This is a genomic window from Actinomadura luzonensis (genome assembly GCF_022664455.2).
Classification (GTDB): domain Bacteria; phylum Actinomycetota; class Actinomycetes; order Streptosporangiales; family Streptosporangiaceae; genus Nonomuraea; species Nonomuraea luzonensis.
This window is the reverse complement of sequence record NZ_JAKRKC020000001.1, coordinates 3472133-3498107: the sequence shown is the minus strand read 5'-3', so window position 1 is coordinate 3498107 and position 25975 is coordinate 3472133. Positions and strand designations below refer to the sequence as shown.

General features: G+C 73.4%; 21 protein-coding genes. 9 read left to right on the top strand and 12 right to left on the bottom strand.

Annotated features, from left to right (window positions below; genetic code table 11):
- The first annotated feature begins 171 nt into the window (after positions 1 to 171).
- From MF672_RS51405 to MF672_RS17095, 3 genes are all read left to right on the top strand, one after another.
- Positions 172 to 1884: an enoyl-CoA hydratase-related protein gene (locus tag MF672_RS51405; protein WP_302893223.1), complete on the top strand. Its 1713-nt coding sequence runs from the start codon at positions 172 to 174 to the stop codon at positions 1882 to 1884.
- 47 nt (positions 1885 to 1931) lie between these two features.
- Positions 1932 to 3461: a helix-turn-helix domain-containing protein gene (locus tag MF672_RS17100; RefSeq protein WP_242376000.1), complete on the top strand. Its 1530-nt coding sequence runs from the start codon at positions 1932 to 1934 to the stop codon at positions 3459 to 3461.
- A 92-nt stretch (positions 3462 to 3553) separates the two neighbouring features.
- On the top strand, positions 3554 to 4609 hold the full coding sequence (locus MF672_RS17095; protein ID WP_242375999.1) for a tyrosine-type recombinase/integrase: 1056 nt from the start codon (positions 3554 to 3556) through the stop codon (positions 4607 to 4609).
- Positions 4610 to 4652: 43 nt separating this feature from the next.
- On the opposite strand, the gene MF672_RS17090 is transcribed toward MF672_RS17095, so the two are convergent.
- From MF672_RS17090 to recD2, 4 genes are all read right to left on the bottom strand, one after another.
- Positions 4653 to 5747 carry a hypothetical protein gene (locus MF672_RS17090; protein WP_242375997.1) on the bottom strand — a complete coding sequence of 365 codons (1095 nt, stop codon included), beginning with the start codon at positions 5745 to 5747 and terminating at the stop codon, positions 4653 to 4655.
- Between the two features lie 55 nt (positions 5748 to 5802).
- Positions 5803 to 6414: a GNAT family N-acetyltransferase gene (locus tag MF672_RS17085; protein ID WP_242375996.1), complete on the bottom strand. Its 612-nt coding sequence runs from the start codon at positions 6412 to 6414 to the stop codon at positions 5803 to 5805.
- A gap of 56 nt (positions 6415 to 6470) precedes the next feature.
- Positions 6471 to 7676 (bottom strand): L,D-transpeptidase, encoded by a 1206-nt coding sequence (locus MF672_RS17080; protein WP_242375995.1) that lies wholly within the window; start codon positions 7674 to 7676, stop codon positions 6471 to 6473.
- Positions 7677 to 7799: 123 nt separating this feature from the next.
- Positions 7800 to 10031, bottom strand: coding sequence for an SF1B family DNA helicase RecD2 (gene recD2, locus MF672_RS17075; protein ID WP_407654728.1), 2232 nt, complete (start codon positions 10029 to 10031; stop codon positions 7800 to 7802).
- A 436-nt stretch (positions 10032 to 10467) separates the two neighbouring features.
- On the opposite strand from recD2, the gene MF672_RS17070 reads away from it, so the two are divergent.
- Positions 10468 to 10953, top strand: a complete 486-nt coding sequence (locus MF672_RS17070; protein ID WP_242375994.1) for a hypothetical protein — start codon at positions 10468 to 10470, stop codon at positions 10951 to 10953.
- A gap of 34 nt (positions 10954 to 10987) precedes the next feature.
- Positions 10988 to 11446 carry a hypothetical protein gene (locus MF672_RS17065; RefSeq protein ID WP_242375993.1) on the top strand — a complete coding sequence of 153 codons (459 nt, stop codon included), beginning with the start codon at positions 10988 to 10990 and terminating at the stop codon, positions 11444 to 11446.
- An 80-nt stretch (positions 11447 to 11526) separates the two neighbouring features.
- Here the strand turns inward: MF672_RS17065 and MF672_RS17060 are convergent, their stop codons facing one another.
- The 5 genes from MF672_RS17060 to MF672_RS17035 all read right to left on the bottom strand — a co-directional run bounded on the left by MF672_RS17060 (position 11527) and on the right by MF672_RS17035 (position 16869).
- On the bottom strand, positions 11527 to 12087 hold the full coding sequence (locus tag MF672_RS17060) for an EF-hand domain-containing protein (RefSeq protein WP_242375992.1): 561 nt from the start codon (positions 12085 to 12087) through the stop codon (positions 11527 to 11529).
- A gap of 128 nt (positions 12088 to 12215) precedes the next feature.
- Positions 12216 to 14366 carry an acyl-CoA dehydrogenase family protein gene (locus MF672_RS51400; protein WP_302893222.1) on the bottom strand — a complete coding sequence of 717 codons (2151 nt, stop codon included), beginning with the start codon at positions 14364 to 14366 and terminating at the stop codon, positions 12216 to 12218.
- Positions 14367 to 14456: 90 nt separating this feature from the next.
- Positions 14457 to 15194: a class I SAM-dependent methyltransferase gene (locus MF672_RS17045; protein WP_242375989.1), complete on the bottom strand. Its 738-nt coding sequence runs from the start codon at positions 15192 to 15194 to the stop codon at positions 14457 to 14459.
- Positions 15195 to 15305: 111 nt separating this feature from the next.
- Positions 15306 to 15581 (bottom strand): isoamylase early set domain-containing protein, encoded by a 276-nt coding sequence (locus tag MF672_RS17040; RefSeq protein ID WP_242375988.1) that lies wholly within the window; start codon positions 15579 to 15581, stop codon positions 15306 to 15308.
- A 103-nt stretch (positions 15582 to 15684) separates the two neighbouring features.
- A complete protein-coding gene (locus MF672_RS17035) occupies positions 15685 to 16869 on the bottom strand; it encodes an aminotransferase class I/II-fold pyridoxal phosphate-dependent enzyme (protein WP_242375987.1) in 1185 nt (394 codons plus the stop codon).
- Positions 16870 to 16993: 124 nt separating this feature from the next.
- Here MF672_RS17035 and MF672_RS17030 point away from each other — a divergent pair, with 124 nt between their 5' ends.
- The 3 genes from MF672_RS17030 to MF672_RS51395 are packed head-to-tail and all read left to right on the top strand — an operon-like array spanning position 16994 to position 21386.
- The gene (locus MF672_RS17030; RefSeq protein WP_242375985.1) at positions 16994 to 18235 is read left to right on the top strand and encodes a cytochrome P450; all 1242 of its coding nucleotides are present in this window, start codon (positions 16994 to 16996) and stop codon (positions 18233 to 18235) included.
- A 59-nt stretch (positions 18236 to 18294) separates the two neighbouring features.
- Complete coding sequence (pta, locus tag MF672_RS17025) at positions 18295 to 20457, top strand: phosphate acetyltransferase (protein WP_242375984.1); 2163 nt, start codon at positions 18295 to 18297, stop codon at positions 20455 to 20457.
- 11 nt (positions 20458 to 20468) lie between these two features.
- Complete coding sequence (locus MF672_RS51395) at positions 20469 to 21386, top strand: GNAT family N-acetyltransferase (protein ID WP_302893221.1); 918 nt, start codon at positions 20469 to 20471, stop codon at positions 21384 to 21386.
- Between the two features lie 22 nt (positions 21387 to 21408).
- Here MF672_RS51395 and MF672_RS17015 read toward each other — a convergent pair whose 3' ends face one another.
- Positions 21409 to 22617: an FUSC family protein gene (locus MF672_RS17015; RefSeq protein ID WP_242383656.1), complete on the bottom strand. Its 1209-nt coding sequence runs from the start codon at positions 22615 to 22617 to the stop codon at positions 21409 to 21411.
- Between the two features lie 91 nt (positions 22618 to 22708).
- Here MF672_RS17015 and MF672_RS17010 point away from each other — a divergent pair, with 91 nt between their 5' ends.
- Positions 22709 to 23014 carry a sensory rhodopsin transducer gene (locus MF672_RS17010; protein WP_242383655.1) on the top strand — a complete coding sequence of 102 codons (306 nt, stop codon included), beginning with the start codon at positions 22709 to 22711 and terminating at the stop codon, positions 23012 to 23014.
- Between the two features lie 29 nt (positions 23015 to 23043).
- Here MF672_RS17010 and MF672_RS17005 read toward each other — a convergent pair whose 3' ends face one another.
- Entirely contained in the window at positions 23044 to 24057 is a 1014-nt protein-coding gene (locus MF672_RS17005) for an iron-containing redox enzyme family protein (RefSeq protein WP_242383654.1), read from the bottom strand.
- A gap of 121 nt (positions 24058 to 24178) precedes the next feature.
- Positions 24179 to 25885: an FAD/NAD(P)-binding protein gene (locus tag MF672_RS17000; protein WP_242383653.1), complete on the bottom strand. Its 1707-nt coding sequence runs from the start codon at positions 25883 to 25885 to the stop codon at positions 24179 to 24181.
- Positions 25886 to 25975 lie beyond the last annotated feature (90 nt).

The window sequence follows — 25975 nt, the reverse complement described above, 5'->3', positions numbered from 1 at the left end:
TACGGCTTGCTGCGGAACGTGACTTTCCGGTCATTTCGGGTCAATTTGGCTGCTCAGGGCGGCTTTTTGCGGGGTTTGTCAGCACCAGTGGTGTTTTCGTGTCAACATCGGATGCGCTGATGCCGTCAATGCCGGGCTTCTCCCCCGCTGTCATGGAAAGAGTGCTTGATCGTGCGTGTTCTGCTGCTGTGCTCGTCCTTCAACGGCCTGACCCAGCGTGCGTGGCTGGAGCTGCGCCGCGCTGGTCATGAGGTGAGCGTGGAGCTGGCGGTCTCGCCGGAGGTGATGGTGGAGGCGGCGGAGCTGGCCAAGCCGGATCTGGTGATCTGCCCGTTCTTGAAGGAGCGGGTGCCGGCGCGGGTGTGGCAGGGGTTCCGTACGGTGATCATTCACCCGGGGCCGCCTGGGGACCGGGGGCCGTCGTCGCTGGACTGGGCGATCGCGGAGGCCGCGCCGGAGTGGGGGGTGACGGCGTTGCAGGCGGTGGAGGAGATGGACGCGGGTCCTTTGTGGGGGTTCCGGACGTTCGTGATGCCGCAGGAGGCGCCGCGTAAGTCGGCGTTGTACAACGGGCCGGTGGCGGACGCGGCGGTGGAGCTGGTGGCCGAGGTGGTGGCGAAGGCGGCGGATCCGGCGTTCCGGCCGGTGCCGGTGGAGTCGTGCGGTGCTTCGGTGCGGGGGCGGTTGCGGCGGGCGATGCGGCACGCGGATCGGGAGTTCTCGTGGGAGGAGCCGGCGGAGGCGGTCGTGCGGCGGGTGCGGGCGGCTGATGGTGCGCCGGGTGGGCGTGGGGTGCTGGCGGGGGTGCCGGTGCGGGTGTTCGACGTGTATCGGGGTCCTGAGGTGGGTGCGGGCGGGGTGCCGGGTGAGGTGGTGGGGCGTCGTGAGGGGGCGGTGCTGGTGCGTGCGGGTGATGGGGGGACGGTGTGGGTGGGGCATGTGCGGCTGGAGCGTGAGGGGGCGGTGAAGCTGCCGGCGGTGGCGGCTTTGGGTGATCGGGTGGCGGGGGTGCCGGAGCGGGCGGGTTACAGCGAGATCACTTATGACCGTAGTGAGGGGGTGGGGGTGGTGAGTTTCGATTTCTACAACGGGGCGATGTCGACGGAGCAGTGCCGGCGGCTGGCGTCGGCGTTGCGGTATGCGGTGGCGCAGGACACGCGGGTGCTGGTGGTGCGTGGGGGTGAGGTGTTCTCCAACGGGATTCATCTGAATGTGATCGAGGCGGCGCGGCGTCCGGCGTTGGAGGCGTGGATGAACATCAATGCGATGAATGCGGTGTGTCAGGAGATCGCGGGGTGTTCGGGGCAGTTGGTGGTGGTGTCGGTCGGGGGGAATGCGGGTGCGGGTGGGGTGATGCTGGGGTTGGGGGCGGATCGGGTGATCGTGCGGGAGCCGGTGGTGTTGAATCCGCATTATCGGACGATGGGGTTGTTCGGTAGTGAGTTGTGGACGTACACGTTGCCTCGGCGGGTGGGGGCGGAGGTGGCGGAGCGGTTGACGCGGGAGGCGTTGCCGTTGGGTGCGGCTGAGGCGGTGGAGCTGGGGCTGGCTGATCGGGTGGTGGGCGGGTCGCGGCTGGAGTTCGAGCGGCGGGTGCTGGAGTACGCGGAGCGGCTGGCGGCGGATGCGGGGTATGAGCGGTTGCTGGCGGCGCGGCGGCAGGCGCGGGAGGCCGATGAGCGGCGTAAGCCGTTGGATGCGTACCGGGCGGAGGAGCTGGCGGAGATGAGCCGGGACATGTTCGGTGATCGGTCGGGGTTCGCGGCGGCGCGGCGGGCGTTCGTGCGTAAGGAGCCGGCGGTGGCGACGCCTGCGCGGTTGGCTGTGCATCGGGAGCCGGGGTATCGGGAGCCGGGGTATCGGGAGTTGTCCGGCGCGTCGTGACCCCCTGGGCGCGGATGCATCTCATATGTGAGATATGGTCGTCTGTTGTGGCAGATGATTACCTTGTGCGGATCGGCCGGTTGATCCGGGACGCTCGTCAGCATCGTGGATGGACGCAGCTGCAGCTGGCCGATGCGCTGGCGACGAGTCAGAGCGCGGTCAACCGGATCGAGCGCGGTAACCAGAACATCAGTCTTGAGATGATCGCGCGGATCGGTGAGGCGCTGGACAGCGAGATCGTGTCGCTGGGGTATGCGGGGCCGATGCATCTGCGGGTGGTGGGCGGCCGGCGGTTGTCGGGCAGCATCGATGTCAAGACGTCGAAGAACGCGTGTGTGGCGTTGTTGTGCGCGTCGCTGCTGAACTCGGGGCGGACGATCCTGCGCAAGGTGGCGCGGATCGAGGAGGTGTACCGTATCCTGGAGGTGCTGGCCTCGATCGGGGTGCGGGCGCGGTGGATCAACGAGGGCAGCGATCTGGAGATCGTGCCTCCGGCGCGGCTGGAGCTGGAGGCGATGGACACCGAGGCGGCGCGCCGGACGCGGAGCGTGATCATGTTCCTGGGTCCGCTGATGCATCGTACGGAGCAGTTCCGGATCCCGTACGCGGGGGGTTGTGATCTGGGGACGCGGACGGTGCAGCCGCACATGTCGGCGTTGCGGCATTTCGGGCTGGACATCACGGCGACGGGCGGGTTCTATCACGCGCGGGTGGACGGGGCGGCGGCGCCGGTCCGGCCGATCGTGTTGACCGAGCGCGGCGACACGGTGACGGAGAACGCGCTGCTGGCGGCGGCGCGGCACGACGGGGTGACGGTGATCCGTAACGCCTCCTCCAACTACATGGTGCAGGACCTGTGCTTCTTCCTGGAGGAGCTGGGCGTGCGGGTGGAGGGGGTGGGGACGACGACGCTGACGGTGCACGGGGTGCCGGTGATCGAGCGGGATGTCGACTACTCCCCCAGCGAGGATCCGGTGGAGGCGATGAGCCTGCTGGCGGCGGCGGTGGTGACGTCGTCGGAGCTGACGATCTGCCGGGTGCCGGTGGAGTTCCTGGAGATCGAGCTGGCGGTCCTGGAGGAGATGGGGCTGGACTGCGAGCGGGGGCGGGAGTATCCGGCGGCGAACGGGCGGACGCGGCTGGTGGATCTGACGGTGCGGCCGTCGAAGCTGGTCTCCCCCATCGACAAGATCCATCCGATGCCGTTCCCGGGGCTGAACATCGACAATGTGCCGTTCTTCGCGGCGATCGCGGCTTCGGCGCAGGGTTCGACGCTGATTCATGACTGGGTGTACGACAACCGGGCGATCTATCTGACGGAGCTGACGCGGCTGGGGGCGTCGGTGAAGCTGCTGGATCCGCATCGGGTGCTGGTGGAGGGTCCGACGCGGTGGCGCAGCGCGGAGATGATGTGCCCGCCGGCGTTGCGTCCGGCGGTGGTGGTGCTGCTGGCGATGATGGCGGCGGAGGGCACGTCGGTGCTGCGGAACGTGTACGTGATCAACCGGGGGTATGAGGATCTGGCGGAGCGGCTGAACGCGCTGGGGGCGCGGATAGAGACGTTCCGCGACATCTGATCCGCTGCTGCCGGGCGGTGGCGGGGTTTTTCGTCGGTGGCTTCGGTTACGGTCGTTACTGATCCTGTTGCTGGCGTGGAGGGGGTCGGCCGGTGCGGCCTGCTGAGCTGGAGCGGTTGACGGTGGCGGAGGCGGCGGACCGTTATGTGGAGCTGGTGCGGGCGCGGACGGTGACGGGGGGCCTGTCGCCGTCGACGGCGGAGGTGTATGCGCGGGACGTGGCGACGCTGGTGGAGCTGGCGGGGGCGGATCGGGTGCTGGACGATCTGACGGGTGCGGATGTGGACGCGGTGTTGCTGGCGTTCGCGCGTAAGCCGGACGGGCGGTCGGCGGCGGGACGCTCCCCCGCCGGCCCCGCGTCCGGTTCTGGGGCCGGTTCTGGGGGGCAGTCGCCGTCGTCGCAGGCGCGCTTCCGGCGGTCGGTGTCGGCGTTGTTCAAGCACGCGGCGCTGGTGGGGTGGGTGCAGGTCAACCCGATGCTGCACGCGACGGTGACGGCCAAGGAGCGGGGCGGGCTGCGTCCGCACCGGCGGGCGTTGACGCGGGAGCAGGCGCAGGGGCTGATCGGGGCGGCGCGGCGGCTGCCCGAGGAGGCGCCGCGGGCGGGCAAGCGGCGTGATCAGCGTACGGAGCTGCGTGACGGGCTGATCGTGTTGCTGCTGGCGACGGTGGGGCCGCGGGTGTCGGAGCTGACGCGGGCGAATGTGGAGGACTTCTTCACCAACGGCGGGGTGCGGTACTGGCGGATCTTCGGCAAGGGCGGGCGGACGCGGGACGTGCCGCTGCCCGACGACGTCGCGCGGGTGTTGCAGGCGTACCTGGAGCGGGGGCGGCCGGCCGGTGGGGAGGACAAGGCGTTGCTGTTGTCGTGGCGGGGGCGGCGGCTGGCGCGGGGCGACGTGCAGGCGGTGATCGACCGGGTGCAGGCGCGGGTGGACCCGGATCAGCGGCGGTCGGTGACGCCGCACGGGCTGCGGCACACGACGGCGACGCATCTGCTGGCCGAGGCGGTCGACATGGACGCGGTGCGGCGGGTGCTGGGGCACAGCGACCTGTCGACGCTGGGGCGGTACCGGGATGAGCTGCCGGGTGAGCTGGAGGTGGCCATGCGGACGCATCCGCTGCTGCGCCGCGAGGGGCCGCGCTGAGCCGTCCGGCCCGGGGGGCGGCTCACAGAGGCGGGCTTCCTGGCTACTGCGGGGGTGTCTCCGGTTCAGGCCGAGAGCCGCTCCGGTCGTCGCCGGCCGCCCAGACGGCCGCCGTCAGGGCGGTCACGAAGGCGATCGGCACTCCTGCCCAGGCCGACCAGTACGGCGTGCTCTGCGAGGTGTGATCGTCGAGCCTCGGCCCCACGGTCAGGTACACCGACCAGATCAGCAGCGGTCCCGCCATGCCGGCGATCACGCCGGACTCCACGTCGGCGTCGCGGCCGGCCGTCCGGCCTGCGACCAGGGCGATCAACGCCATCAGGGCGGCCGCCTCCAGCAGCGTGGCGAAGTCACCGAGCCACGTGCCGGCCGCGGATCCCGCCGTGGTGACCAGGATGAACGCGACCAGCCCGTGCTTCGTGCCGGCGTGCCGGAGCCCGGCGGCCGCCGCGGCGGCACCGATGCCGCCGCCCGTGAGGCCGGCGATCAACGCGAAGCTCGCGGGTTTGTCGGTCACCCCGAGCGCCTGAACGTACTGCAGCGGCCCGGCCGTCGCTCCGCAGCCGAGCCAGGCGGCGATCGGAAGAGCCAGGAAACGGCCGCGCCCGCCGGGAAACCTGCTCGCGGCCACCGCGGCGAGCACCACCGCCGCCGCCGGACACCAGATGGCCTGGGTGAGGTCGCGATACCAGCCAGGGCCGTCCCATTCGTGGTAGTCCTCCCACAGCGTTACCCGCATCGCCTTGGCCGCGGCCAGTTGCCCGCACCCGAGCACGGCCGCGGTCAGTGCGGCGAGGACGGCGGGCAGCGCGAGGCTTCTCTCCGCCCGGGCTGTCTTGCGAGGCAGGCCCCGGCCCGCGATCAGATAGGCGAGCACGGCACCCGCGAGCCAGCCCGGCCAGCCCGCCATCCGATCAGCGAAGCCGGACCCGCCGCCCAGAGCCGCCCCGATCAGGACCGCTGAGGCACTGCCGCACAACGTGCTCATGGCCGCGCGGGAGGGTTCGCCCCGGAGAAGGACTCCCGCCGCCAGCCCGATCAGGACGCCGGCGAGTTTCGGCGCGCCGACCAGTGCCAGCAGCAGGGACAAGCATGGCGCGGCGAGCATGGTGAGGATGATGATCCGCACGATCGGCATGGCGGCCCGGGTACCCCTTCCGCGACTGGATTGCAGGGGGATCGAAGGCACTGTTTCAGAGGCGGCGGTGCAGGAGCATGCCGGGCCACTCCCCTACGGTGAAGGGTGCCTGGCGGGTGAAGCCGCAGCTTTCGTAGTAGGCGACCAGGCGGCCGTCGCCGCCGGCGTAGCAGTCGACGCGCAGCAGGTGCAGGCCGCGTTCGCGGGCCTGGTCGGCGGCGAAGGCGAGCAGGGTGCGGCCGACGTCGTGGCCGGCGTGGCGGCGGCCGGTGACCAGGGCCTGGACGTACAGCTCGGGTTCGGTGGCGGGGGTGACGTAGTCGTGGGCGTCGCCCAGGACGATGCATCCGGCGGGCACGCCGCCGGTGGTGTGCCCGCCGGGGGCGGTACCGGTACCGGGGTCGGCGGAGGGCTGGGCGGAGGGCCCAGCGGGAGCGGGATCGGCGGGAGCGGGATCGGCGGGAGCGGGATCGGCGGGGCGTTCGGCGATGTGCATGCCGCCGCCGTGTGCCCACGCGCTGACCTGGGCGGTGCGGCGGGGGTCGCCGGTGAAGGGCCGCTCCCCCCATTGGCCGGTGCGGCCGTGGGCGGCGAGCCAGGCGACGGCGGAGTCGAACATGGCCAGCACGGCGGGGATGTCGCCGGGGGTGCCGGGGCGGATGTGCACGCGGGCGGGGCTCCTACGGACGGCGGCGGCGGGAGGCGGGAGTTCTGGCGCGGGGGTCAGGACTTCTTGGCGGAGCTGAGGGCGCTGCCCTTCTTCCACTGGGAGTAGGGCATCTGCCAGAAGCCCCAGCCGTTGTTCCACTCCAGTTCGCGGTTGGTGCCGGTGATCTCGACGACGTCGCCGCGCTGCATGGTGTCGTAGAACCAGCGGGCCTGGTCGGGGCGGGCGTTGACGCAGCCGTGGCTGACGTTCTGGCGGCCTTGGGCCCAGACGTTGTTCTTGGCGTGGACGTACTCGCCGCTGTTGGAGATGCGGACGGCGTGGTTGATCATGACGTCGTAGTAGCCGGGGTCGCCTTTCTTGCGGCCCGGGGAGATCATGCGGACGGGGTTGCCGCGTTCCATGGTGAGGTGGACGCCGGAGGTGGTGGTGTATTCGCGGGTGGTGGCCATGCCGGCGCTGATGCGCATGGTCTGCACCTTCTTGCCGTCCTTGTAGACGTACATCATGTGGGTGCGGGTGTTGACCTTGCTGATCTGCTTGGCGCCGATCTTGAGGCTGGCGGTGTAGTCCTTGGTGCCGTAGAGGCCTTTGCCGGCTTTGATGCCGGTGATGCCGGCGGTGAAGGTGACCTTCTGGTGGGCGGGCCAGTACTTGGCGGTGCGGTAGATGACTTTGGTGTCGTCGATCCAGCGCCAGGCGCCGTCGACGGGTTTTTCCGCCTCGACCTTCAGGGCGCGTTCGATGGTGGCCTTGCTGGTGACGGGCTGGTTGAAGGTGACGATGATGGGGGCGCCGACGCCGAGGGTCTCGCCTTTGGCGTTGGGGGTGACGTCGATGATCTGGAGGGAGCGTTCGGGTTTGGCGGTGGTGAAGGCGCTGGTGGAGGTGGTGACGCCGGCTTTGGCGGTGACGGTGTAGCCGGTGGAGGGCTTCAGGGGGGTTTTGGAGGTCCAGCGGGTCTTGTCGGCGTTGTAGCGGCCTTCGATGGTTTCGCCGCCGGCTTCGACGGTGACGTCGTCGAGGGGTGCGCCGGCGGCGGCGACGACGATCTTCTTGTCGGGGTTGACCTTGGCGCTGCCCTCAGCGGGGCTGATCTTGACGACGGGGGCTTCGGGGGTGGCGCTGGTGGTGGCCCCGGGCGCGGCGGGGTCGCCTGCGGCGTTGCCGCCGCCGGCCGTTGAGCAGGAGGCGGTGAGCGCGGCGGCGGCCAGCAGGGCGAGCGAGGCGGCGGGCTTTCGCCAGGCGGGCGCTACGTTCAAGACGGTCCTCTCCCCCGGGGCGGTCAACACACCCCAAAAACCTTAATGCTCCTGCATGTAAGACGAGGAATCATATGGGAGAGTTCGGTCACATTTAGATCACTGCTGGCTGGTCGCGGCTGCTCACGGCGGGGTGAGGCGGTAGGTGAGGCCGGTGTGCCGGCGTCCGGCGCCTTTGGTGCGGACGGCCTGGGCCAGGGCGCGGCGGGAGCCGACGATGACGACGAGTTTCTTGGCGCGGGTGATGGCGGTGTAGAGGAGGTTGCGCTGCAGCATCATCCAGGCGCTGGTGGCCAGGGGGATGACGACGGCGGGGTATTCGCTGCCCTGGGAGCGGTGGATGGAGACGGCGTAGGCGTGGGCGAGCTCGTCGAGTTCGTCGAAGGCGTAGTCGACGTGTTCGTCCTCGTCGGTGGCGACGGTGAGTTTGTGCTCGTCGGGGCGGATGTCGGTGACGATGCCGACGGTGCCGTTGAACACGCCGGCGGCGCCTTTGTCGTAGTTGTTGCGTAGCTGGGTGACCTTGTCGCCGACGCGGAAGACGCGGCCGCCGTAGCGGCGTTCGGGCATGCCTTCGCGGGCGGGGGTGAGGGCTTCCTGCAGGGCCACGTTGAGGGCGCCGGCGCCGGCGGCGCCGCGGTGCATGGGGGCCAGGACCTGGACGTCGCGGCGGGGGTCGAGGCGGAAGCGGGCGGGGATGCGGCGGGCGACGACGTCGACGGTGAGGGCGGCGATCTCCTCGGGCTCCTCGCAAGGGAACAGGAAGAAGTCCTTCATTCCCTCCAGGACGGGGTGGCGGCCGGTGTTGACGCGGTGGGCGTTGACGACGACGCCGGATTCCTGCGCCTGGCGGAAGATCTGGGTCAGGCGGACGCGGGGGATGTCGGCGGCGGCGAGGAGGTCCTTGAGCACCTCGCCGGCGCCGACGGAGGGCAGCTGGTCGACGTCGCCGACGAACAGCAGGTGGGCGCCGGGAGCGACGGCCTTGACGAGTTTGTTGGCCAGCAGCAGGTCGAGCATGGAGGCTTCGTCGACGACGACGAGGTCGGCGTCGAGGGGGTTGTCGCGGTCGTAGGTGGCCTCGCCGCCGGGGCGCAGCTGCAGCAGGCGGTGGACCGTGGTGGCCTCGTGGCCGGTGAGCTCGGCCAGGCGTTTGGCGGCGCGGCCGGTGGGGGCGGCGAGGATGACCTTGGCGCGTTTGGCGCGGGCGAGGGTGACGATGGAGCGGACGGTGAAGCTCTTGCCGCAGCCGGGGCCGCCGGTCAGGACGGCGACCTTCTCGGTGAGGGCCAGGCGGACGGCCTGGCGTTGCTCGGGGGCGAGCTCGGCGCCGGTCTGGCGGTGCAGCCAGGCCTCGGCGCGTTCCCAGTCGACGTCGGCGAAGGTCTTGAGCCGGTCGTGGCGGCCGCGCAGGAGGGTGAGCAGGCCGGCGGCCAGGGAGTGCTCGGCGCGGTGGAAGGGCGGCAGGTAGACGGCGGGGACGAGGTTGTCGCCGGCGGGGACGTTCTCGCTGATGACGCCTTCGTCGGCGGCCAGTTCGGTCAGGCAGGAGGTGACGAGGTCGGCGGGCACGTCGAGGATCTTGACGGCGTCGGCGGTGAGGTTGGGGGCGGGCAGGTAGCAGTGGCCGTCGTCGGCGGCCTGGGACAGGGTGTAGCGCAGGCCCGCCTTGACGCGTTCGGGGCTGTCGTGGGGGATGCCGACGGCCTGGGCGATGGTGTCGGCGGTCTTGAAGCCGATGCCCCACACCTCGTCGGCGAGCTTGTAGGGCTGGGTGCGGACGACGGAGATGGACGACTCGCCGTACTGCTTGAAGATGCGCACGGCGATGGAGGTGGAGACGCCGACGCCCTGCAGGAAGATCATCACCTCTTTGATGATCTTCTGTTCCTCCCAGGCGGCGGCGATCATCTTGGTGCGTTTGGGGCCGAGCCCGGGGACCTCGACGAGGCGTTCCGGCTGCTGCTCGATGACCTCCAGGGTGCCGGTGCCGAAGTGGTCGACGATGCGTTCGGCCATCTTGGGCCCGATGCCCTTGATGAGGCCGGAGCCGAGGTAGCGGCGGATGCCCTGGACGGTGGCGGGCAGGACGGTGGTGTAGGACCACACCTCGAACTGGCGGCCGTAGCGGGGGTGGGAGGTCCAGCGGCCGTGCAGCCGCAGCGACTCGCCGACCTGCGCGCCGAGCAGGGGGCCGACGACGGTGAGCAGGTCGGCGCCGGTGCGTTCGGTGGCGACGCGGGCGATGGTGTAGCCGGTGTCCTCCGCGACGTAGGTGATGCGTTCGAGTACGGCGCTCAGATACGTACCGGCTTCTTTCGAGCCCGCATCCGGGCTCTCCTCTGGCCTCCCCACATCGCAGAGACTAGGGCAGATCTTCATCACCCCGACACCTGCCCTGAACGCCGGGCCGGCCGGCCACCGCCGATCCGCCGGTCACCTCTCCCGTCCCCCCGGCTGGCGAGCTTCCGGCGCGTTGCTGGGTGTCGTGCTGCCGTTGCGGAATGACCCGGGACCCCACAGCGTTTCGGCCAGTTCGTTGACCCGCGTGGCCACGATCTTGAATCGGTGCGCCTGCGGGGAACTGGACCGCCTGCACCGGAATCGTCCGGCCGGCCTGTTCGGCATCCACCACCACCAACACGACCGAGTCGAATGTGAGGCCGAGCGCGTTTCCAATGATCACCTCGGGCGGAACGGCGCATGAGGCACACCAGCCGGCGCGCTACGTGCTGGAGCGGAACGAGGTGGAACGCCCGGAGGGCAAAGCCGTTGATGCGGAGGGGGATTCATGCGTGTGAACAGGAGGCGGCTGGTCGTCGCGGCCGTGATCGTGGCGGTGGTGGCGGCGGTCGGGGTGCCGGGTCCGGCCGTGGCGGACTCGGCCAAGGACTCCAGGCTGCTGTCGCTCACGTCGAGCACGTTCTTCCTGCGGGGAGCGTTCGGCAGCCCGTGGAAGGTGGGCGACTGTCACCTGGAGTTCCCCAGTTACGTCTCGATCGAGAGCGGTCAGCAGGTGCATCTGCACGCGGTGAGCGACACCGACTTCACCCGGCACGCCGACGTCTGGCACAGCAGGTTCGACTTCCTGGACGCCCAGCAGCGCCTGGTGGTCAGCGTGGGCAGCACCGACACCGGGCCGTTCGACTCGCCCGACATGGTGCCCGCCGAAGGTGATGAGGGGCCGAGCATCGTCTACGAGTGGGACCGGCGGGTCATCCTGCCGAACGCCGTGCCGTCCAGGGCCGTGTCGGTCAGATGGCTGTCGGCCTGCTGAGGCGGGGGCGGCGGGGTGGTTCTACGCTGCCGTCATGGCGGACATCAGCTACTTCGAGGCGTGGAGCGTGTGGTTCGACGGCCGGTCCACGATCGGCAGCGAGCTGCTCGGGCTGCCGATGATCTGGTGGGGGCGCTTCGGCAAGATCCTGTCGTTCGTGTCGGGGGCGTCGGTCGTCGTGGACCTCATCGGGCCGGAGCGGCTGTCCCGCTACGGGGACCGCCTGATCCGGTTCGTGGGCAGGAGGGGCGCCTTCCTGCCGGGGGCCGTGGCCGGGGCCGTGACGGCGGCGGTCGTGCTGGCGATCACCGAGGTCGCCGGGACCGGCTGGTGGCTGCGGGCCGCTGTGGGGCTGGTGCTCGGGACCGCGGCCGGTTCGCTGGTGATGCAGGTGGGGCAGGCGGTGCGACGTCCTGAGTTCCCGTCGGCGACGCGGTGGATGTCGCTGGCTCTGTTCGTCGTCGGGTTTCACTTCGATCTGCTCGCCTCCTAGCCGGCCGGTCGGTCGGCGGACGGGCGCTTCCCGGGCCGGGCCCGCGGGCCGGCGGAAGCGCCCGTCCGCGGTCCGCGGCGTCAGGCGCGGACCGGGACCACGGGGCCGAAGAGGCCGGCGCCGTAGGCGTCGGGGTCGTCGGTGCAGAAGAAGCCGCTGGCGGCGCGGTGGATCTGGTCGTAGGTGAGCCGGCCGCCGCCGGTCTCGTCGAGGGAGCCGAACGCCTCGTGGGCCTCGTCCTCGGGCAGGCGGAAAGCGTGCCGCATGGTCCGCACGAACTCCTCGCGGCTGATGATCCCGTCGCCGTCGCCGTCGGCCAGGGCGAGGAACGCCTGCGCGAGGGGACGGAAACGCTCGTAGCCGATGCCCGGGTCGTACAGGGTGTCCTGGTGGGCCTCGACGAGCTCGTCGAAGGTCAGGACGTTGTCGCGGTCGGAGTCCATCGGGGCGTAGGTCTTGTCCCAGATGGTGGTGTAGGCGTCCCTGATGAGGTGGTGCTCGCTCGAGCCGTGGGCGTGGCCGAAGGCGAGGGCCACGCGGTCGGCGGCGGCGTAGAAGTCGTCCAGCGTCAGGACCCCGTCGCCGTTGTCGTCGAGCAACTGGATGATTTTGCTCATCTTGTCGAGGTAGAAGGCGTTCATGGCGTCCTGCCTTTCTGTGGCGGGCGGCGGTGCGTCCGCGGCTGATTACCAAGAGTAAGATAACGCAAACAGAGGGTAATGGCAGGTGGTGGGCGTGGTGAAAGTGGGCGCGTCCGAGGCCGGGTGCGTCAGGCGGTGCCGGAGGTCAGGGCGGCGGGGATGCGGTCGAGGAACAGGTCCCAGTCGGGCAGGGCGATCGGGTGCCGGGTCAGGACGTCCTCGGGGATCATGAACGCGTCGATCAGGGCCGTGGCGTGCGAGGCCAGGTGGGCGACGGCCTGCTCGCGGGCGGTGTGCAGGTGCTCGAGGTGATCGGGGCGCAGGTGGCCGGCGGCGAGGAGGTCGCCGGTCGACGGCGCCAGCAGGCGCAGGGCGAGCAGCCGGTGCAGGGTCAGCAGGAGGTCGGCGGCGTGGGCGTCGGGCGTGGCGCGGGCGGCCTGCAGGAGGGCCTGGGCGGCTGAGCGGGCGGCGGTGGCCTCGGCGAGTTGCAGGGCGGGGCCGGTGGCGTGGTTCCAGCGGGCCAGCGCACCGCTGTCGGGTTCCGGGACGGTGCTTGCGGCCTGCCCCGTGGCGGGCTTCCTCATGGCGGGCTTCAGCGTGGTGGTCTGCCCCGTGGTGGGCTTGCCGGTGGTGGGCTCCCCCGTGGTGGGCTTTCCCGTGGTTCTCGCGGTGGTGGTGCGGGGTGCCGCGGTGGTGGGCATCCGGCTTGAGCCGGACAGGGCGGCGCAAGGGGCGGAAGCGGTGGGGGTCGGGGAAGGGACCGAGATCGCGCAGGGCATGGGGACGGCGTGGACGGCGGCGGCAGATGGCGGGGCTTTCTGCGCTGCGGGGGCGGGAGCTGTGGGGGCGAGGGTTGTGGGGGCGGGGCAGGAGGGGCAGGTGGTGGGAGGGGGTGGCGTGCGCAGGGCGGTGTGGGCGCGGCGGCGGTGGAGGTGTTCGACCTGGTGCAGGGCGTGCTGGAGGAAGTCGGGGTCGGTGGGTGAGGCGCCGGGCGGGTACGGGGCGGGCGGCTCGGCGGCGTGTCCCATCAGCAGGTGCGCGGCCGCTTTGACCAGGACGGGCAGGTTGTCGCCCTCGGCGGTGATCGGTCCTTCGACGGTGGCCAGGTAGTCGGCCAGGCCGTTGACGGGGAACAGGCCCTGGGCGCCGCACCGTTCGCGGCATTCCAGGAGGATCTGCCGGGCCTGCCAGGTGTTCCAGGCCTTGGCGAGCGCGACGTGGGTCTCGGCGTCCTCGCGGCCGGCGGCGCCGGGAGCGGTGGGCGCCTGCTGCCAGCGGGCGAGCGCGGCGCGGTGCAGGAGCGTGGCGGCGTAGGCGACCGCCAGGGCCTCCAGGAGCGGCGCGTGATGGGAGCGGTAGCTCCACAGCGGCACCTGGGCGGCGTTGCGGCCGGTCAGCGCGGCGGCGCGGCGGATGTGGGCGTACCGGACGGCCAGGGCGAGCGCCTGACGGGCGCCCCCGAGCGCGGCGGCGCTCATGCACAGCTTGCCGGTCGTGACGCGGGCGATGGAGGCCAGCAGGCGCCGACGGCGGTTGCCGAGGTCGCTGCGGAACGCGCCGCCGGGGCTGAAGCGGCCCTGCGGGCCCTGCAGCAGCGCCTCCGGGCCGAGGCGCACGTGGGTGAAGGTGGTCAGGCAGTGGTCGACCGGCGGGCCGATGCGCGGCTGCAGCAGCCGTACGTGCACGCCCGGCGCGTCCAGGGGGACGACGAACAGCATGACGCCCTCGTCCGCGCCGTCGACGATGAGCCGGGCGGCGACGAGGCCGGTCTTGGGGCCGCCGGCGGGACTGGTGTTGGGCATGAACTTGGCGGCGGCCGGGCTGGGAGTGTGCAGGACGAAGCCGTCCCCGTCGCGGACGGCGGTGGTCTCCAGCTGGGCGGCGTTGTTGCCGTAGCCGAGCTCGGTGCACAGGAACGTGCCGATGCGTTCGAGATGTTCGTAGCCGGTCAGGGGGCGGCCGTGGTCGGCGAGGCTGCCGAGGAAGAGGTTGTAGTGGATGCCGGCCACGGCCGCGAGGCCGCCGTCGACGGCGCCCGCCCACTCGTGGAACGCCGCCAGCCGCTCGGGGTCGCCGACGAACGCGGCGACGTCGCCGACGGCGGCGTTGACCTGTCTGAGCCGGTGGTAGGTGAGCTCGACGCGCTCGGCGAAGGGCAGGTGCGAGCGCGGGGCGAAGGCCTCGGTGGACAGCAGGGCGCGCCAGGGCTCGTGGACGGTGGCGAAACGGTCGCCGAACAGGGCGGTGGCGAGGTGGGAGGACAGGGTGGGCGCAGGCATTGTCGGCAACTCCGCATGGGTCGTTCGTTACACAGAGTTGTGATGATATTACAGTGAGTGAGTGTAGTGGCGCGCGGGCGGGGCTCCCCGTCACGCGTCGTGCGGGAGGAGGCGGGCCAGGAACACGTGCTCGCGGCCCGGCCGGTCCGGCGCGTCGCGGACGTCCCGCACGACGTAGCCGTGCGCCCGCAGGTCCTCCTCCACCTCCGCCCGCTCCCGGAAACGCAGCGTCGACAGCGACGTCAGCACCGCCCCGTCCGCGGCGAACACCCACGTCCCGCGGAAGGTCACCAGCGGGCCGTCGACCTCCAGCAGCTCCACCCAGTGCTCCACCCGGCCCGCGGCGCCGAGGTCGGCCGTGCGGTAGGAGGCGTCCCGGTTCCACTCCAGCCACGCCCGCCTCGACGGCACGCGGGTCTCGAACACCAGGTGCCCGCCCGGGCGCAGCGCCCGCCGGATGCCGTCCAGGGTCGCCGCCCAGTCGGCGGGGTCCACGATGGCCTGGGCGACGTTCGCCGTCATCGTGGCGAGGTCGGCGCGCAGCGGCGGCAGCGCGCGGGCGTCGCCGTGGATCCAGCGCACCCGCCCGGCGCCCGGCTTGGCGCGGGCCACCTCCAGCGAGGCCAGGGCCGGGTCCGCGGCCGTCACCTCCAGGCCGCGGCCGGCCAGCAGCAGCGCGAACGTCCCGGTGCCGCAGCCGACGTCCAGCACGCGGCGCGCGCCCAGCTCGGCCGCGATGGCCGCGTAATGGTCCAGGTCGCCGCGGTCGGGGTCGAGGGGGTCGTAAACGGCGGCCAGGCGCGGGTGCTCGAACAGGTCGTCAGCCATGTCCGGGAGGCTAGGTCACCCGGGGGCGGGGGCGCACGGCGGGGCGCGGGCCGGGCCGTGCCCCGCCGCCCCCCGTGCCCCGCCGTGCGCTTCGCGAAAGGGGCGGGCCGGTCAGAGGTGGAGCAGGCTGCCGTCGTGGTCGACGTGGTCGGCCGACTCGTCGTCGAACCACACCCCGCCGGTGGCCAGGTAGCGGAAGCGGTGCGTGCCCTGCGGCAGGATCACCGACACCGTACGTGTGCCGTTGCGGCGGACCCGCAGCTCGTGCAGGCCCGGCGACCAGCCGTTGAAGTCCCCGACGACGCTGACCACGCCGTCCGGATGGTGCGCGGGCAGCGCGAAGGTGATCCTGGTCTTGTTGCCGAACAGTGCCGTGCGCCTGAGCATGGTGGGTCATCCTCCCCGGGGGTGGGAAACGGCCCTAGCCTGACGGATCCGGTACGCCGGGAGGAACGGGACGCGCCCGCCGTAACCTACTTTTCATCAGATTTCACAGTAAGCCCAGGCGGCGGCCCGCCACCGCGAACGCCTCCACGATCCGGTCGAGCTGCGCGCCGGTGTGCGCGGCGGTGACGCTCACCCGGATCAGCGCCTCCCCCGGCGGCACCCCCGGCGGGATCATCGCCGTCGTGAACACCCCCGCCTCGAACAGCTCCCGCCACAGCCGGAAACACAGCAGGTCGTCACCCACCGGCACCGCGACCACCGGCCGGTCGCCGGCCAGGACGCCGAAGCCCAGCGCCGCCAGCTCCCCGCTGACCCGCGCCGCGGCCGCCCGCACCCGGGCACGGCGCTCCGGCTCGGCCGTGATCACCTCCAGCGCGGCCAGGGCGGCCGCGGCGCACGGCGGCGACAGCGCCGCGGTGAACACCATCGGCCGCGCGTAGTGCCGCAGATAGGCGATCACGTCCCGCGGGCCGGCCACCGCCCCGCCGATCGTGCCGAACGCCTTGGAGAAGGTCAGGGTCTGCACGTCGACCGCCTGCTCCAGCCCGTGATGCTCGGCCGCGCCCCGCCCGCCGGCGCCCAGCAGCCCGACGTCGTGGGCGCTGTCCATGACGACCCGCGCGCCGTGCGCCCGCGCGAGCTTGGCGATGCCCGGCAGGTCGCACAGCGCGCCGGAGGTGGAGAACATGCCCTCGGTGACGATCAGCCGCCCCGCCCGCGGATCGGCGGCCTCCAGCAGCCGCTCCAGGTGGGCCGGGTCGTTGTGGCGGTAACGGCGCAGCCGCGCGCCGGCCAGCCGGGTGGCGTCGATCAGGCAGGCATGCACCAGCGCGTCGCCGATCACCGCGTCACGCGGCCCCATCAGCCCGGCCAGGGCGAGGTTGGCCAGGTAGCCCGCGCTGGTCACCATGACCGCGGGCCGCCGCAGGAACGCCGCCAGCCGCCCCTCCAGCTCCTCGTGCAGCGCCAGCGAGCCGTTGCTCAGCCGCGAGCCGCCGCTGCCGGTGCCCAGCCGGCGGGCCGCCGCGACCGCCGCCTCCACGACCCGCTCGTCGCCCGACAGTCCCAGGTAGTCGCTGGAGCCGGCCTGGACGAGCGTGCGGCCGCCGATGACGACCTCTCCCCCGCCCGGCCGCTCGTCCACCGCCCGGTAGTAGGGGTAGACGCCGAGCTCGCGCACGATCGCGTACGTCTCGGGCAGCCGGCACTTCGCGAACACGTCGACCATGACCTCACGCCTCCCGGTCAGCAAGGGATCCCCGTGCTACGAGTCTGGCCCGCCTTGACCGCCGCCGCGCCGTCTCGTACGTTCCCACCGAGCCCGCGAGAACCGGGAGAACCGGGAGGCCGCCGTGTCCGAGCAGCCCGCCACCAGCTCCACCTGGCCCGACCTGCCGCCGGGCCCGTACGGCACCCCCAGCCCCGACCTGGCCCGCCGGCACGCCGAGGCCCCGGCCGCGCCGGCGACGCTGCCCAGCGGCGACCGCGTCCCCATGATCGTGCGCTACGGCGACGTGCGGAGCCTGCTGTCCTCGCCCGCCGCCAGCCGCGACCTGCGCCGGCCCGGCCTGCCGCGCATGGTCCGCGGCACGTTCCTCGACGACGACCCGGCCGCGCTGATCAACCAGGACCCGCCCGCCCACACCCGCTACCGCCGCATCCTGCACGGCACCTTCACCCCCCGCCACGTCGAACGCTGGCGGCCCCGCGCCGCCGCCATCGCCGCCGGCCTGCTCGACGCCGCCGGCGACGAGTTCGACCTGGTCGCCGCGTTCGCGCTGCCGCTGCCCGCCCGGGTGATCTGCGAGCTGCTGGGCGTCCCGATGGACCGCTTCGAGCAGTTCCGCGGCTGGACCGAGACGTTCCTGTCCACCTCCGAGGCCGGCGCCGAGGCGCGCGGCGCCGCCTACACCGCCTTCCTCGCCTACGCCGGCGAGCTGATCGCCCGGCACCGCGCCGAGCCCGGCGACGACCTGATCGACCTGCTCATCGCCGCCCGCGACGAGGACGACCGGCTCAGCGAGGACGAGCTGACCAACATGGTGTTCACGCTGATCCTGGCCGGGCACGAGACCACCGCCTCGATGATCATCCGGGGGACGTACCGGCTGCTGTGCCACCCCGGCCAGTACGGCGCGCTGGCCGCCGACCCCGCCATGGTCGACGCGGCCGTGGAGGAGATCCTGCGCCACGAGGGCCCCGGCGGCAACGGCATGCTGCGCCGCCTGACCGCCGACACCGAGGTCGCCGGCACGGGCATCCCGGCCGGCGCCGTCGTGCTGCCCAACCTGTCGGCCGCCAACCACGACCCCGAGGTGTTCACCGACCCCCAGCGTTTCGACGTGCGCCGCTTCGCCACCAGCACCAGCACCAGCACCACCGCCGCCACCGCTGCCGCCCCGCACCTGGCCTTCGGCCACGGACCCCACTACTGCCTGGGCGCCAACCTGGCCAGGATGGAGCTGCAGGAGGCCTTCCGCGCCCTGGTCACCCGCCTGCCGGGGCTGCGGCCCCGCGAGGACCTGGCCGGCGTGCGGTGGAGCGACGACGGGTTCGTCTACCGGCCGCGCCGCCTGCTGGTCGCCGCCCGCTGACCGCGACGCCCGCCCGCCCGCTGATCGAGGCGCCCCCAGGACCGGCCACAATGGGGCACATGACACGTGCGGTGTACGTCGCGGCGGGCGAGGCGGAGAGCAACAAGGCCACGGTCGCCCTCGGCATGGTGGAGCTGCTGTCGCGCCAGGTGGGCAACGTCGGGGTGTTCCGGCCGGTGGTGCGGGCCGGCCGCGAGGACAACCTGGTCAACACCATCCGCAGCCGCTTCCAGCTCGGCCTGCCCTACGACGCCTGCGCCGGCGTCACCTACGACGACGTGCACGCCGACGCCGAGCGCGCCGCCGGCGACATCGTGGCCCGCTACCGGGCGCTGGCCGCCCGCTGCGACGCCGTCGTGGTCGTCGGCACCGACTACACCGACGTCGGCGCGCCGACCGAGTTCGAGTTCAACGCCCGGCTCGCCGCCGACCTCGGCACGCCCGTCCTCAACGTGGTCAGCGGGCACGGCCGCACCGCCGCCGAGGTCGCCGCCGCCGTCGAGCTGTCCTCGCGGCAGCTCGCCCACCACCACGCCCGCGAGCTGGCCGTCGTCGTCACCCGCGCCGAGCCCGGCCTCACCGCCGCCGCCCCCCGCCAGGACGGGCACACGGGGGGCGGGCACACAGGAGACGGGCACGCGGGAGACGGGCCGGCCGCCGGGCACCCCACCCCCGTGTACGTGCTGCCCGAGACGCCGTCGCTGCGCGCCCCCACCGTCGCCGACCTGGTGCAGGCCTGTGACGGCCGGTTCTTCCTGGGCGAGCGCGACGGGCTCGGCCGCGAGGCCGGCGGCCTGATGGTGGGCGCGATGTCGCTGCCCGGCATCCTCGACCGCTACACCGAGGGCACCGCGCTCATCATCCCCTCCGACCGCGCCGCCGCGCTGCTGCCCGGCCTGATCGCCGCGCACGTCTCCCCCGGCTTCCCCGCCCTGTCCGCGCTGATCATGACCGGCGGCACCGAGCTGCCCGCCCCCGTCGAACGGCTGCTGCGCGGCATGGTCATCCCCCTGCCGGTCATCGCCACCGACCGCGACACCTTCGACACCGCCACCCGCCTGTCGGCCGTGCAGGGCCGCTTCACCCCCGAGGCCGAAGGCAAGATCGACACCGCGCTGCGGCTGTTCGCCGAGCACGTCGACGGCCAGGTGCTGCTGCAGCGCCTGGCCATCGCCAGGACCGACGTCGTCACCCCGCTGATGTTCGAGTACGAGCTGCTGGACCGGGCGCGCGCCCGCCGCCGCCGCATCGTGCTGCCCGAGGGCGAGGAGCCGCGCATCCTGCGCGCCGCCGAGGTGCTGCTGCGCCGCGGCGTGGCCGAGCTGACCCTGCTCGGCGACCGCGAACGCATCGCCGCCAAGGCCGCCAGGCTCGGCGTCGACGTCGAAGGGGCCGAGGTGGTCAGCCCGTTCGACCCCGAGCTGCGCGAACGTTTCGCCCGCGAGTACGCCGCCCTGCGCGCCCACAAGGGCGTCACCGTCGAGCTGGCCCGCGACGCCGTCACCGACGTGTCCTACTTCGGCACCCTCATGGTGCACCAGGGCCTGGCCGACGGCATGGTGTCCGGGGCCGCGCACACCACCGCCCACACCATCAGGCCCGCGTTCGAGCTGCTGCGCCTCGGGCTGGTCTCCAGCGTGTTCTTCATGTGCCTGGCCGACCGGGTGCTGGTGTACGGCGACTGCGCGGTCAACCCCGACCCCGACGCCGCCCAGCTCGCCGACATCGCGATCTCCTCGGCCCGCACGGCGGCGCTGTTCGGCGTCGAGCCGCGCATCGCGATGTTGTCGTACTCGACGGGAGCCTCCGGCGCGGGCGCCGACGTCGACAAGGTGCGCCAGGCGACCGAGCTGGTCCGCGAACGCCGCCCCGGCCTGCCCGTCGAAGGCCCCATCCAGTACGACGCCGCGATCGACCCCGCCGTCGCGCACACCAAGATGCCCGGCAGCGAGGTCGCCGGCCGCGCCACCGTGTTCGTGGTGCCCGACCTCAACACCGGCAACAACCTCTACAAGGCCGTCCAGCGCAGCGCCGGGGCCGTCGCGGTCGGGCCGGTGCTGCAGAACCTCCGCAAACCGGTCAACGACCTGTCGCGGGGCGCGACGGTCGCCGACATCGTCACCACCGTCGCCATCACCGCCGCGCAGGTGCGCGACGACGTCCCGCAGGAGGACGCCGGCGGGCGCGGGGAGCGGGCCTACGCGCCCGCCCCGGGCCGGTGAACGCGCGGCCGGTGAACGCGCGGCCGGTGAACGCGCGGCCGGGGCCGGCGGTGCGGGCCGCAGGTGACGCCGACATGCCCGCCGTGCGGCGCATCGCCCACCGGTTCGGGCTGCTGGGCGGCTGGCCCGGCGGCAGCGACTTCCTGGACGCCGAGCGCGCGTTCGGCGAGCTCCTCGTCGCGACAGAGGGAGGGGCCGCCGAGGGAGAGGGCGCCGAGGGAGAGGGCGCCGTCGGGTTCGGGGGGACGTTGCGGCGCGGCGGCCTCACCCACCTGGGCGACCTGTTCGTGCTGCCCGAGCACCAGTCCGGCGGCGTCGGGCGGGCGTTGCTGGCGGGGCTGCTGGCCGCGCCCGGGCCGAAGGTCACCTTCGCCTCCTCCGACGCCCGGGCCGTGGCGCTGTACGTCCGGCACGGGCTGCGGCCCTGGACGCCGCTGCTCTACCTGAGCGGCCCGCTCGCGCCGCTGCCCGGCGGGGCCGTCCGGCCGGCGAGCGCGCGGGAGGTGGCCGGCGAGGTGGCCGGCGCCGACGCGCGCGCCTCCGGCGGCGCCCGGCCCGCCACGCTCGCCTGGTACGCCGCCCAGCCGGGCGTCAGCGCGCACGTCACCCCCGGCGGCTCCTACGCCTTCGCCCGCCGGGCCGGCGAGGACGTCGTGATCGGGCCGGCCGGCGGCGACACCCCGCACGGCTGCGCCCGCGCGGTGCTCGGCGCCCTGGCCGCCGCCTGGCAAACCGCCCGGGAAACCGCCCGGCAAACCGGCGGTCAGGTGACCGGCGCGATCGGGAAAGTGGCCGTGCCGGGCACCAGCCCGCTGGTGCCCGCGCTGCTGGAGGCCGGTTGGCGCATCACCGACACCGACACCCTCATGGCCGGCGACGACGCCCTGGTCCGCCCCGACCGCTACGCCCCGCACCCCGACCTCGGCTGAGCGGCGCCCGCCCGCGAGCCGGTCAGGCCGGGCCGGGGAAGGCGTCGCGGTGCGGCCCGTGGTCGGGGTCGAACTCGTGGCGGATGCGCGCGCACTCCTCCAGCAGCGCCCCCTGCAACGAGCGCAGCCGGTCGTCGCCCGCCCGTTCGAACATCGTCCGCGACAGGGCCTGCCGCTGCTCGGCGTCGCGCAACGCCGCCCGCAGCTCCCGCAGGTCCTCGTCGCGCCCGCCGAGCTGCAGCCGCCCGAACGCGCCGAACAGCCGCGACAACGCCTCCAGCTCCTCGGCCAGCGGCCGCGCCAGGCCGGTGGCGTCCTCGCCCGGCAGCCCCTGCACCCCCGCCGCCAGGTCCGCCAGCCCCCTGGCCAGGCCCCGCAACTGGTAGCAGGCGTGATCCAGGCAGGTCGCGGCCTCGGCCACCTGCCGCAGCCGCCGGTCGTAGCGGCGGCGGCGCAGCGACAGCCGTACCGACTCCGCCGCCTGGTCCGTGGTCTCCTTGCCGGCCTCCAGGCGCCGCGACAGGCTCCTGGCCCGCTCCAGCCAGTCCTCGGCCTGGTCGCCGCCCCACCGCGTGCGCAGCCCGTACGCCATGTCGGCGGCCAGCTCCGACAGCTCGCCCGACAGCTCGCACAGCTCCCGCATCGCGTGCTCGACGAAGCGGGGCGGCAGGATCAGCAGGTTCGCCGCGATGCCGATGGCCGCGCCCAGCAGCACGTCGGCCAGCCGGGCGAAGCCGTAGGTGCTGCCGAGCGAGAGCACCAGCAGCGCCGTGATCGGGATCTGCACGTTCTGCGCCGGCAGGTTGAGCAGGCGGGTCAGCACCAGGCCCGCCACGACGAGCACGGCCAGCGTCACCGCGTTGACGCCGATCAGCCAGATCAGCCCCATCGCCGCCCCCAGGCCCACCACGACCGCGCCGACCTGCTGCGCGCCGCGCACCAGCGTGCCGTACGCGGTCGCCGAGACCGTCAGCAGCACCCCGATCGGCACCAGCACCGGCAGCTCCAGCCTCAGCACGTACGCCGCCAGCCACCACGACAGGACGCACGCCCCCGTCACCTTGACCGTCTGGATGAGCTCCTCGCGCTCCATCCGCAGCCAGCGGCCGAGCCCCAGGCTCCTGATGCTGCCGAGCGCGGCCAGGCCGCCCCGCAGGATGCGGCCGAGCGGGGAGCCTCCCGGACCTCCCGACGGTCCCGGGTCGTGCCCGCGCCCCGTTTCGGTTGCCATGCCTGATGACCTGCCCCGCAAGGACACCGGATAGAGCCGGGCCTGTGTGGGTAGCGGCACTACCTCAGGCACGAGGACACGGGAGGCGCGCATGAGGACGTCGATCGGAAGCGAGAAGATGGCGGTCACCGAGGGCTGCGTGCCGGGAGACCGGCTGCACCTGTCCAACCCCGGGCCGCGCGCCGCCGGCGTCGAGCTCACCTTCTGCGCCGAGGGCGACACCCCGCTCGGCCCGTACCGCACGATCGTCCCCGCCCAGCGCAGCCGCGCGATGGCGCTGGACGAGCTGGCCGGGCCCGCCCTGTCGGCGGCCACGACCTACGCCGTCGTCATCGTCTCCGACGCCGACGTGGTCGTCGACCTCACCCACGACCTCCACCAGCGCCCGGCCGCCTGACTCCGGGCGACGGCGGGAAGCCCCGCCGGTCAGGCGGGGCTGGCGGCCACCGGGTCGTCCTCCAGGGAGCTGAGGCCGCGCTGCCAGCGCTCCAGGACGTACCCCGCCCACAGCCGCTCGACGGCCAGCGCGCACGCCGCGCCCCACAGGATGTCGCGGGTCAGCGCCGGCTCCTGCAGCGCCAGCCCCGTGCACAGGTCGTGCGCGGCGACCTGCTCGTGCACCGCGTCGGCCTGGACGTGCTCGTCGTAGAAGCGCGCGGTGTCGGCGTCGCCGCCCAGGCGGCGCAGCGCCGTGGCGTAGCGCCGGTTCGGCAGCGACGAGGTCATCTCCAGCGCCGCCAGGTGCCCGGCCAGCGCCCCCCGCAGCCGGCGGTGCAGCCCGAACAGCGACATGACGTTCGACACCGCCAGCGTCACGCCCGGCACCCGGCCCAGGTAGGCGCCGTAGGAGGCGTCCAGCCCCAGGCCCGTCATGGTGGTGCGGAACAGCTCGGCGTGGATGCGCTCGGCGCGGCCGCCGCCGTACTCGTCGGACTGGATCTCCACCAGCGCCGCCTTGGGGCCGCCGTGCAGGCGCGGGATGCCCCAGGTGTGCGGGTCGGCCTCCTTGAGGTGGTAGATGGAGCGGTGCGCGACGAACTCCCGGAACCGGGCCAGGTCGGCCTCGCGCTGCAGGTACGCCGACAGGCCGGGGCCGCGCTGCTCGTCGTCGGCGACGAGCTCCTTCAGCGCCCGCCGCACCTGGTGCGGCGGCACCGGCGCCGGCCGCGGGACGGCGTGCGCCAGGGCGGCCTCCAGGCAGCGTTCGAGCTCGCGGCGGAAGCCCAGCAGCGACGGCTGCCACTCCCAGCGGTCGTCGACGTCGTCGAAACCGCGGTAGTGCAGCTCGTAGCAGGCGAACAGCGCCAGCTGCAGGTCGCCGTCCTCCAGCGCCCGGGTGCAGGGCGGCGTCACCAGCGGCGGATCCAGCTCACCGGCCGGCCCGGCCAGGTGAGCGAACAGCTCGGCCGTGATGGGGCCGCGCGCGGGCGGCAGGCGCATCACGCCCTCCCCTCGCGAGAACGGACCCGAGCGCGAGGCTCGCGGAGCTCGAACGCCGGCACTTCACCCCCTGGTGATCCCCATGACATACCCGGCTACCCGCTGCCCGGGGCGTCACCGCTCAAACGCCGCCCGCCAGCAGGGCGGCGGCCACCGCGTCGGCGTCGCCGGAGAACGGGCTGTCCTGGCCGGGCCGGGCCGTCCCGACCTCGGTGAACCAGCGTGTGTGGTTGGTGGCCACGCCGAGGGCGTGGATGTCGGGGTCGGGCCGGCCGAGCGCGTCCAGCACCCGGTACGGAGCCCGCGTCACCGCCAGCCCGCCGGCGTGGAACCGCTCCCCGGACGCCGGGTCCACGTTGACGAACTCGCTGATCATGCCGTCCGCGAGGAGCTGCCGGACCAGCGGCGAGGCGTCCCTGGCCAGGTCCCGGGCCGGGGAACGGGCCTCCAGCAGGGCCGTGGTGACCCGCCGCGAGCCGGCGACCTGCGGCGAGTGCACCACGAACCCGCCCGGCCCGGGCGCGGCCACCGCCGCCGGGCCGACCGGCCGCACGATGCCGGCCTCCAGCAGCGCCGCGAGCTGTTCGACGTGCTCGGCCGGCGGGCCCGCCGACAGCACGAAGCTCTCCGGCACGAACCGGTCCAGGAAGTCGCGGTGCGAGCCCGGCAGCAGGCCGCCGAAGTCCACGACCTGCGGCAGCAGCGGCCGGATGACGCGCAGCATCTCGGTGGCGGCCTTGACCGTGCCGTCCGGGCAGCCGCCGCGCGCCCGCCGGGCGTCCTCGCGCAGCAGCCGGGCCAGCCGGTCGCGGTAGCCGCCTGGGCAGGCGAAGCGGCGGCCGCGGAAGGGGCGGGCCAAACCGGACAGCGGCCGCGCGGCCCCGTCCGGGCAGGCCAGGTCGGCCTCGCGCTGGATCAGCGGCTCGACGTGGCGGGCGAAGTCGAGCTGAGGCGTGCCGGTGGCGGCCAGCGCGTCCGCGCGCAGCGCCCGCAGGCGCTCCTCGGTGACCACGCGCAGCCGCACCGGCGGGGCGGGGAAGTCCGGCACGTCGGGCCGGGCCAGGAACGGCACGCCGCCGCGCGAGAGCGGCAGCAGGCGCGGCTCGTCGCCGCTCGGCACGTACCGCAGCCCGGCCGGGCCCGGCTCGAACCGGCCGCCGCGGCCCAGCGTCACCGCCCGCAGCACGTCGTAGAACGTCAGCCCGAACCCGCGCACCGCCACCTCCGCGCGCGGCGGCAGCTCCTCGAGCGGCATCTCGGCCGCCAGCCCGGGCGGGACGTAGCGCAGGCGGTGCTCCTCGGCGTGCCGCAGCAGCGCGAGCTGCCGCTCGTCGGGCTCCACACTGCCGTGCCCGGTGGCCAGCACCGCCTTGTCCACCCGGTACGCCCGCCCGCCCGCGACCAGCCGCAGCCTGGCGGCCGTGCGCCGCAGCCGGGTGACCTCGGCCGTGACCTTGCGCACCCGCACCCCCGGCGGCGCGGCCGCGCACAACGCCTCGAACACCTCGCTCAGGTAGGTGCCGTAGTGGCGGCGCGCCGGGTAGGCGCCCGGCTCCAGCCCCGACCAGCGCGCCATCGTGGCGAACCGGGCGGCGGGCAGGATCCCGTCCGGCGAGCACAGCGTGCTCTCACCCGCCGTGGTGTTGGCCGACAGCCACTGCGGCTGGCCGGTGCGCCAGACCCGGCCGCCGCCGTGCCCGACGGCATCGAACGCCCAGATCGTCACCCGGCCGGCGGGCGGCCGGCGGGCCAGCCGCGTCAGCAGCCGTTCCAGCACCGAAAGGCCTCGCGGCCCGACCCCGATCACCGCGATGGCCAGTTCCCCCATGATCTTCCCGCTACCCGCCTTCGCCCCGGTCAGGCGCGGTCAGGCGCGGTCCTGCGCGGTCCTGCGCGGTCCTGCGGGTGCGGCCGGCCC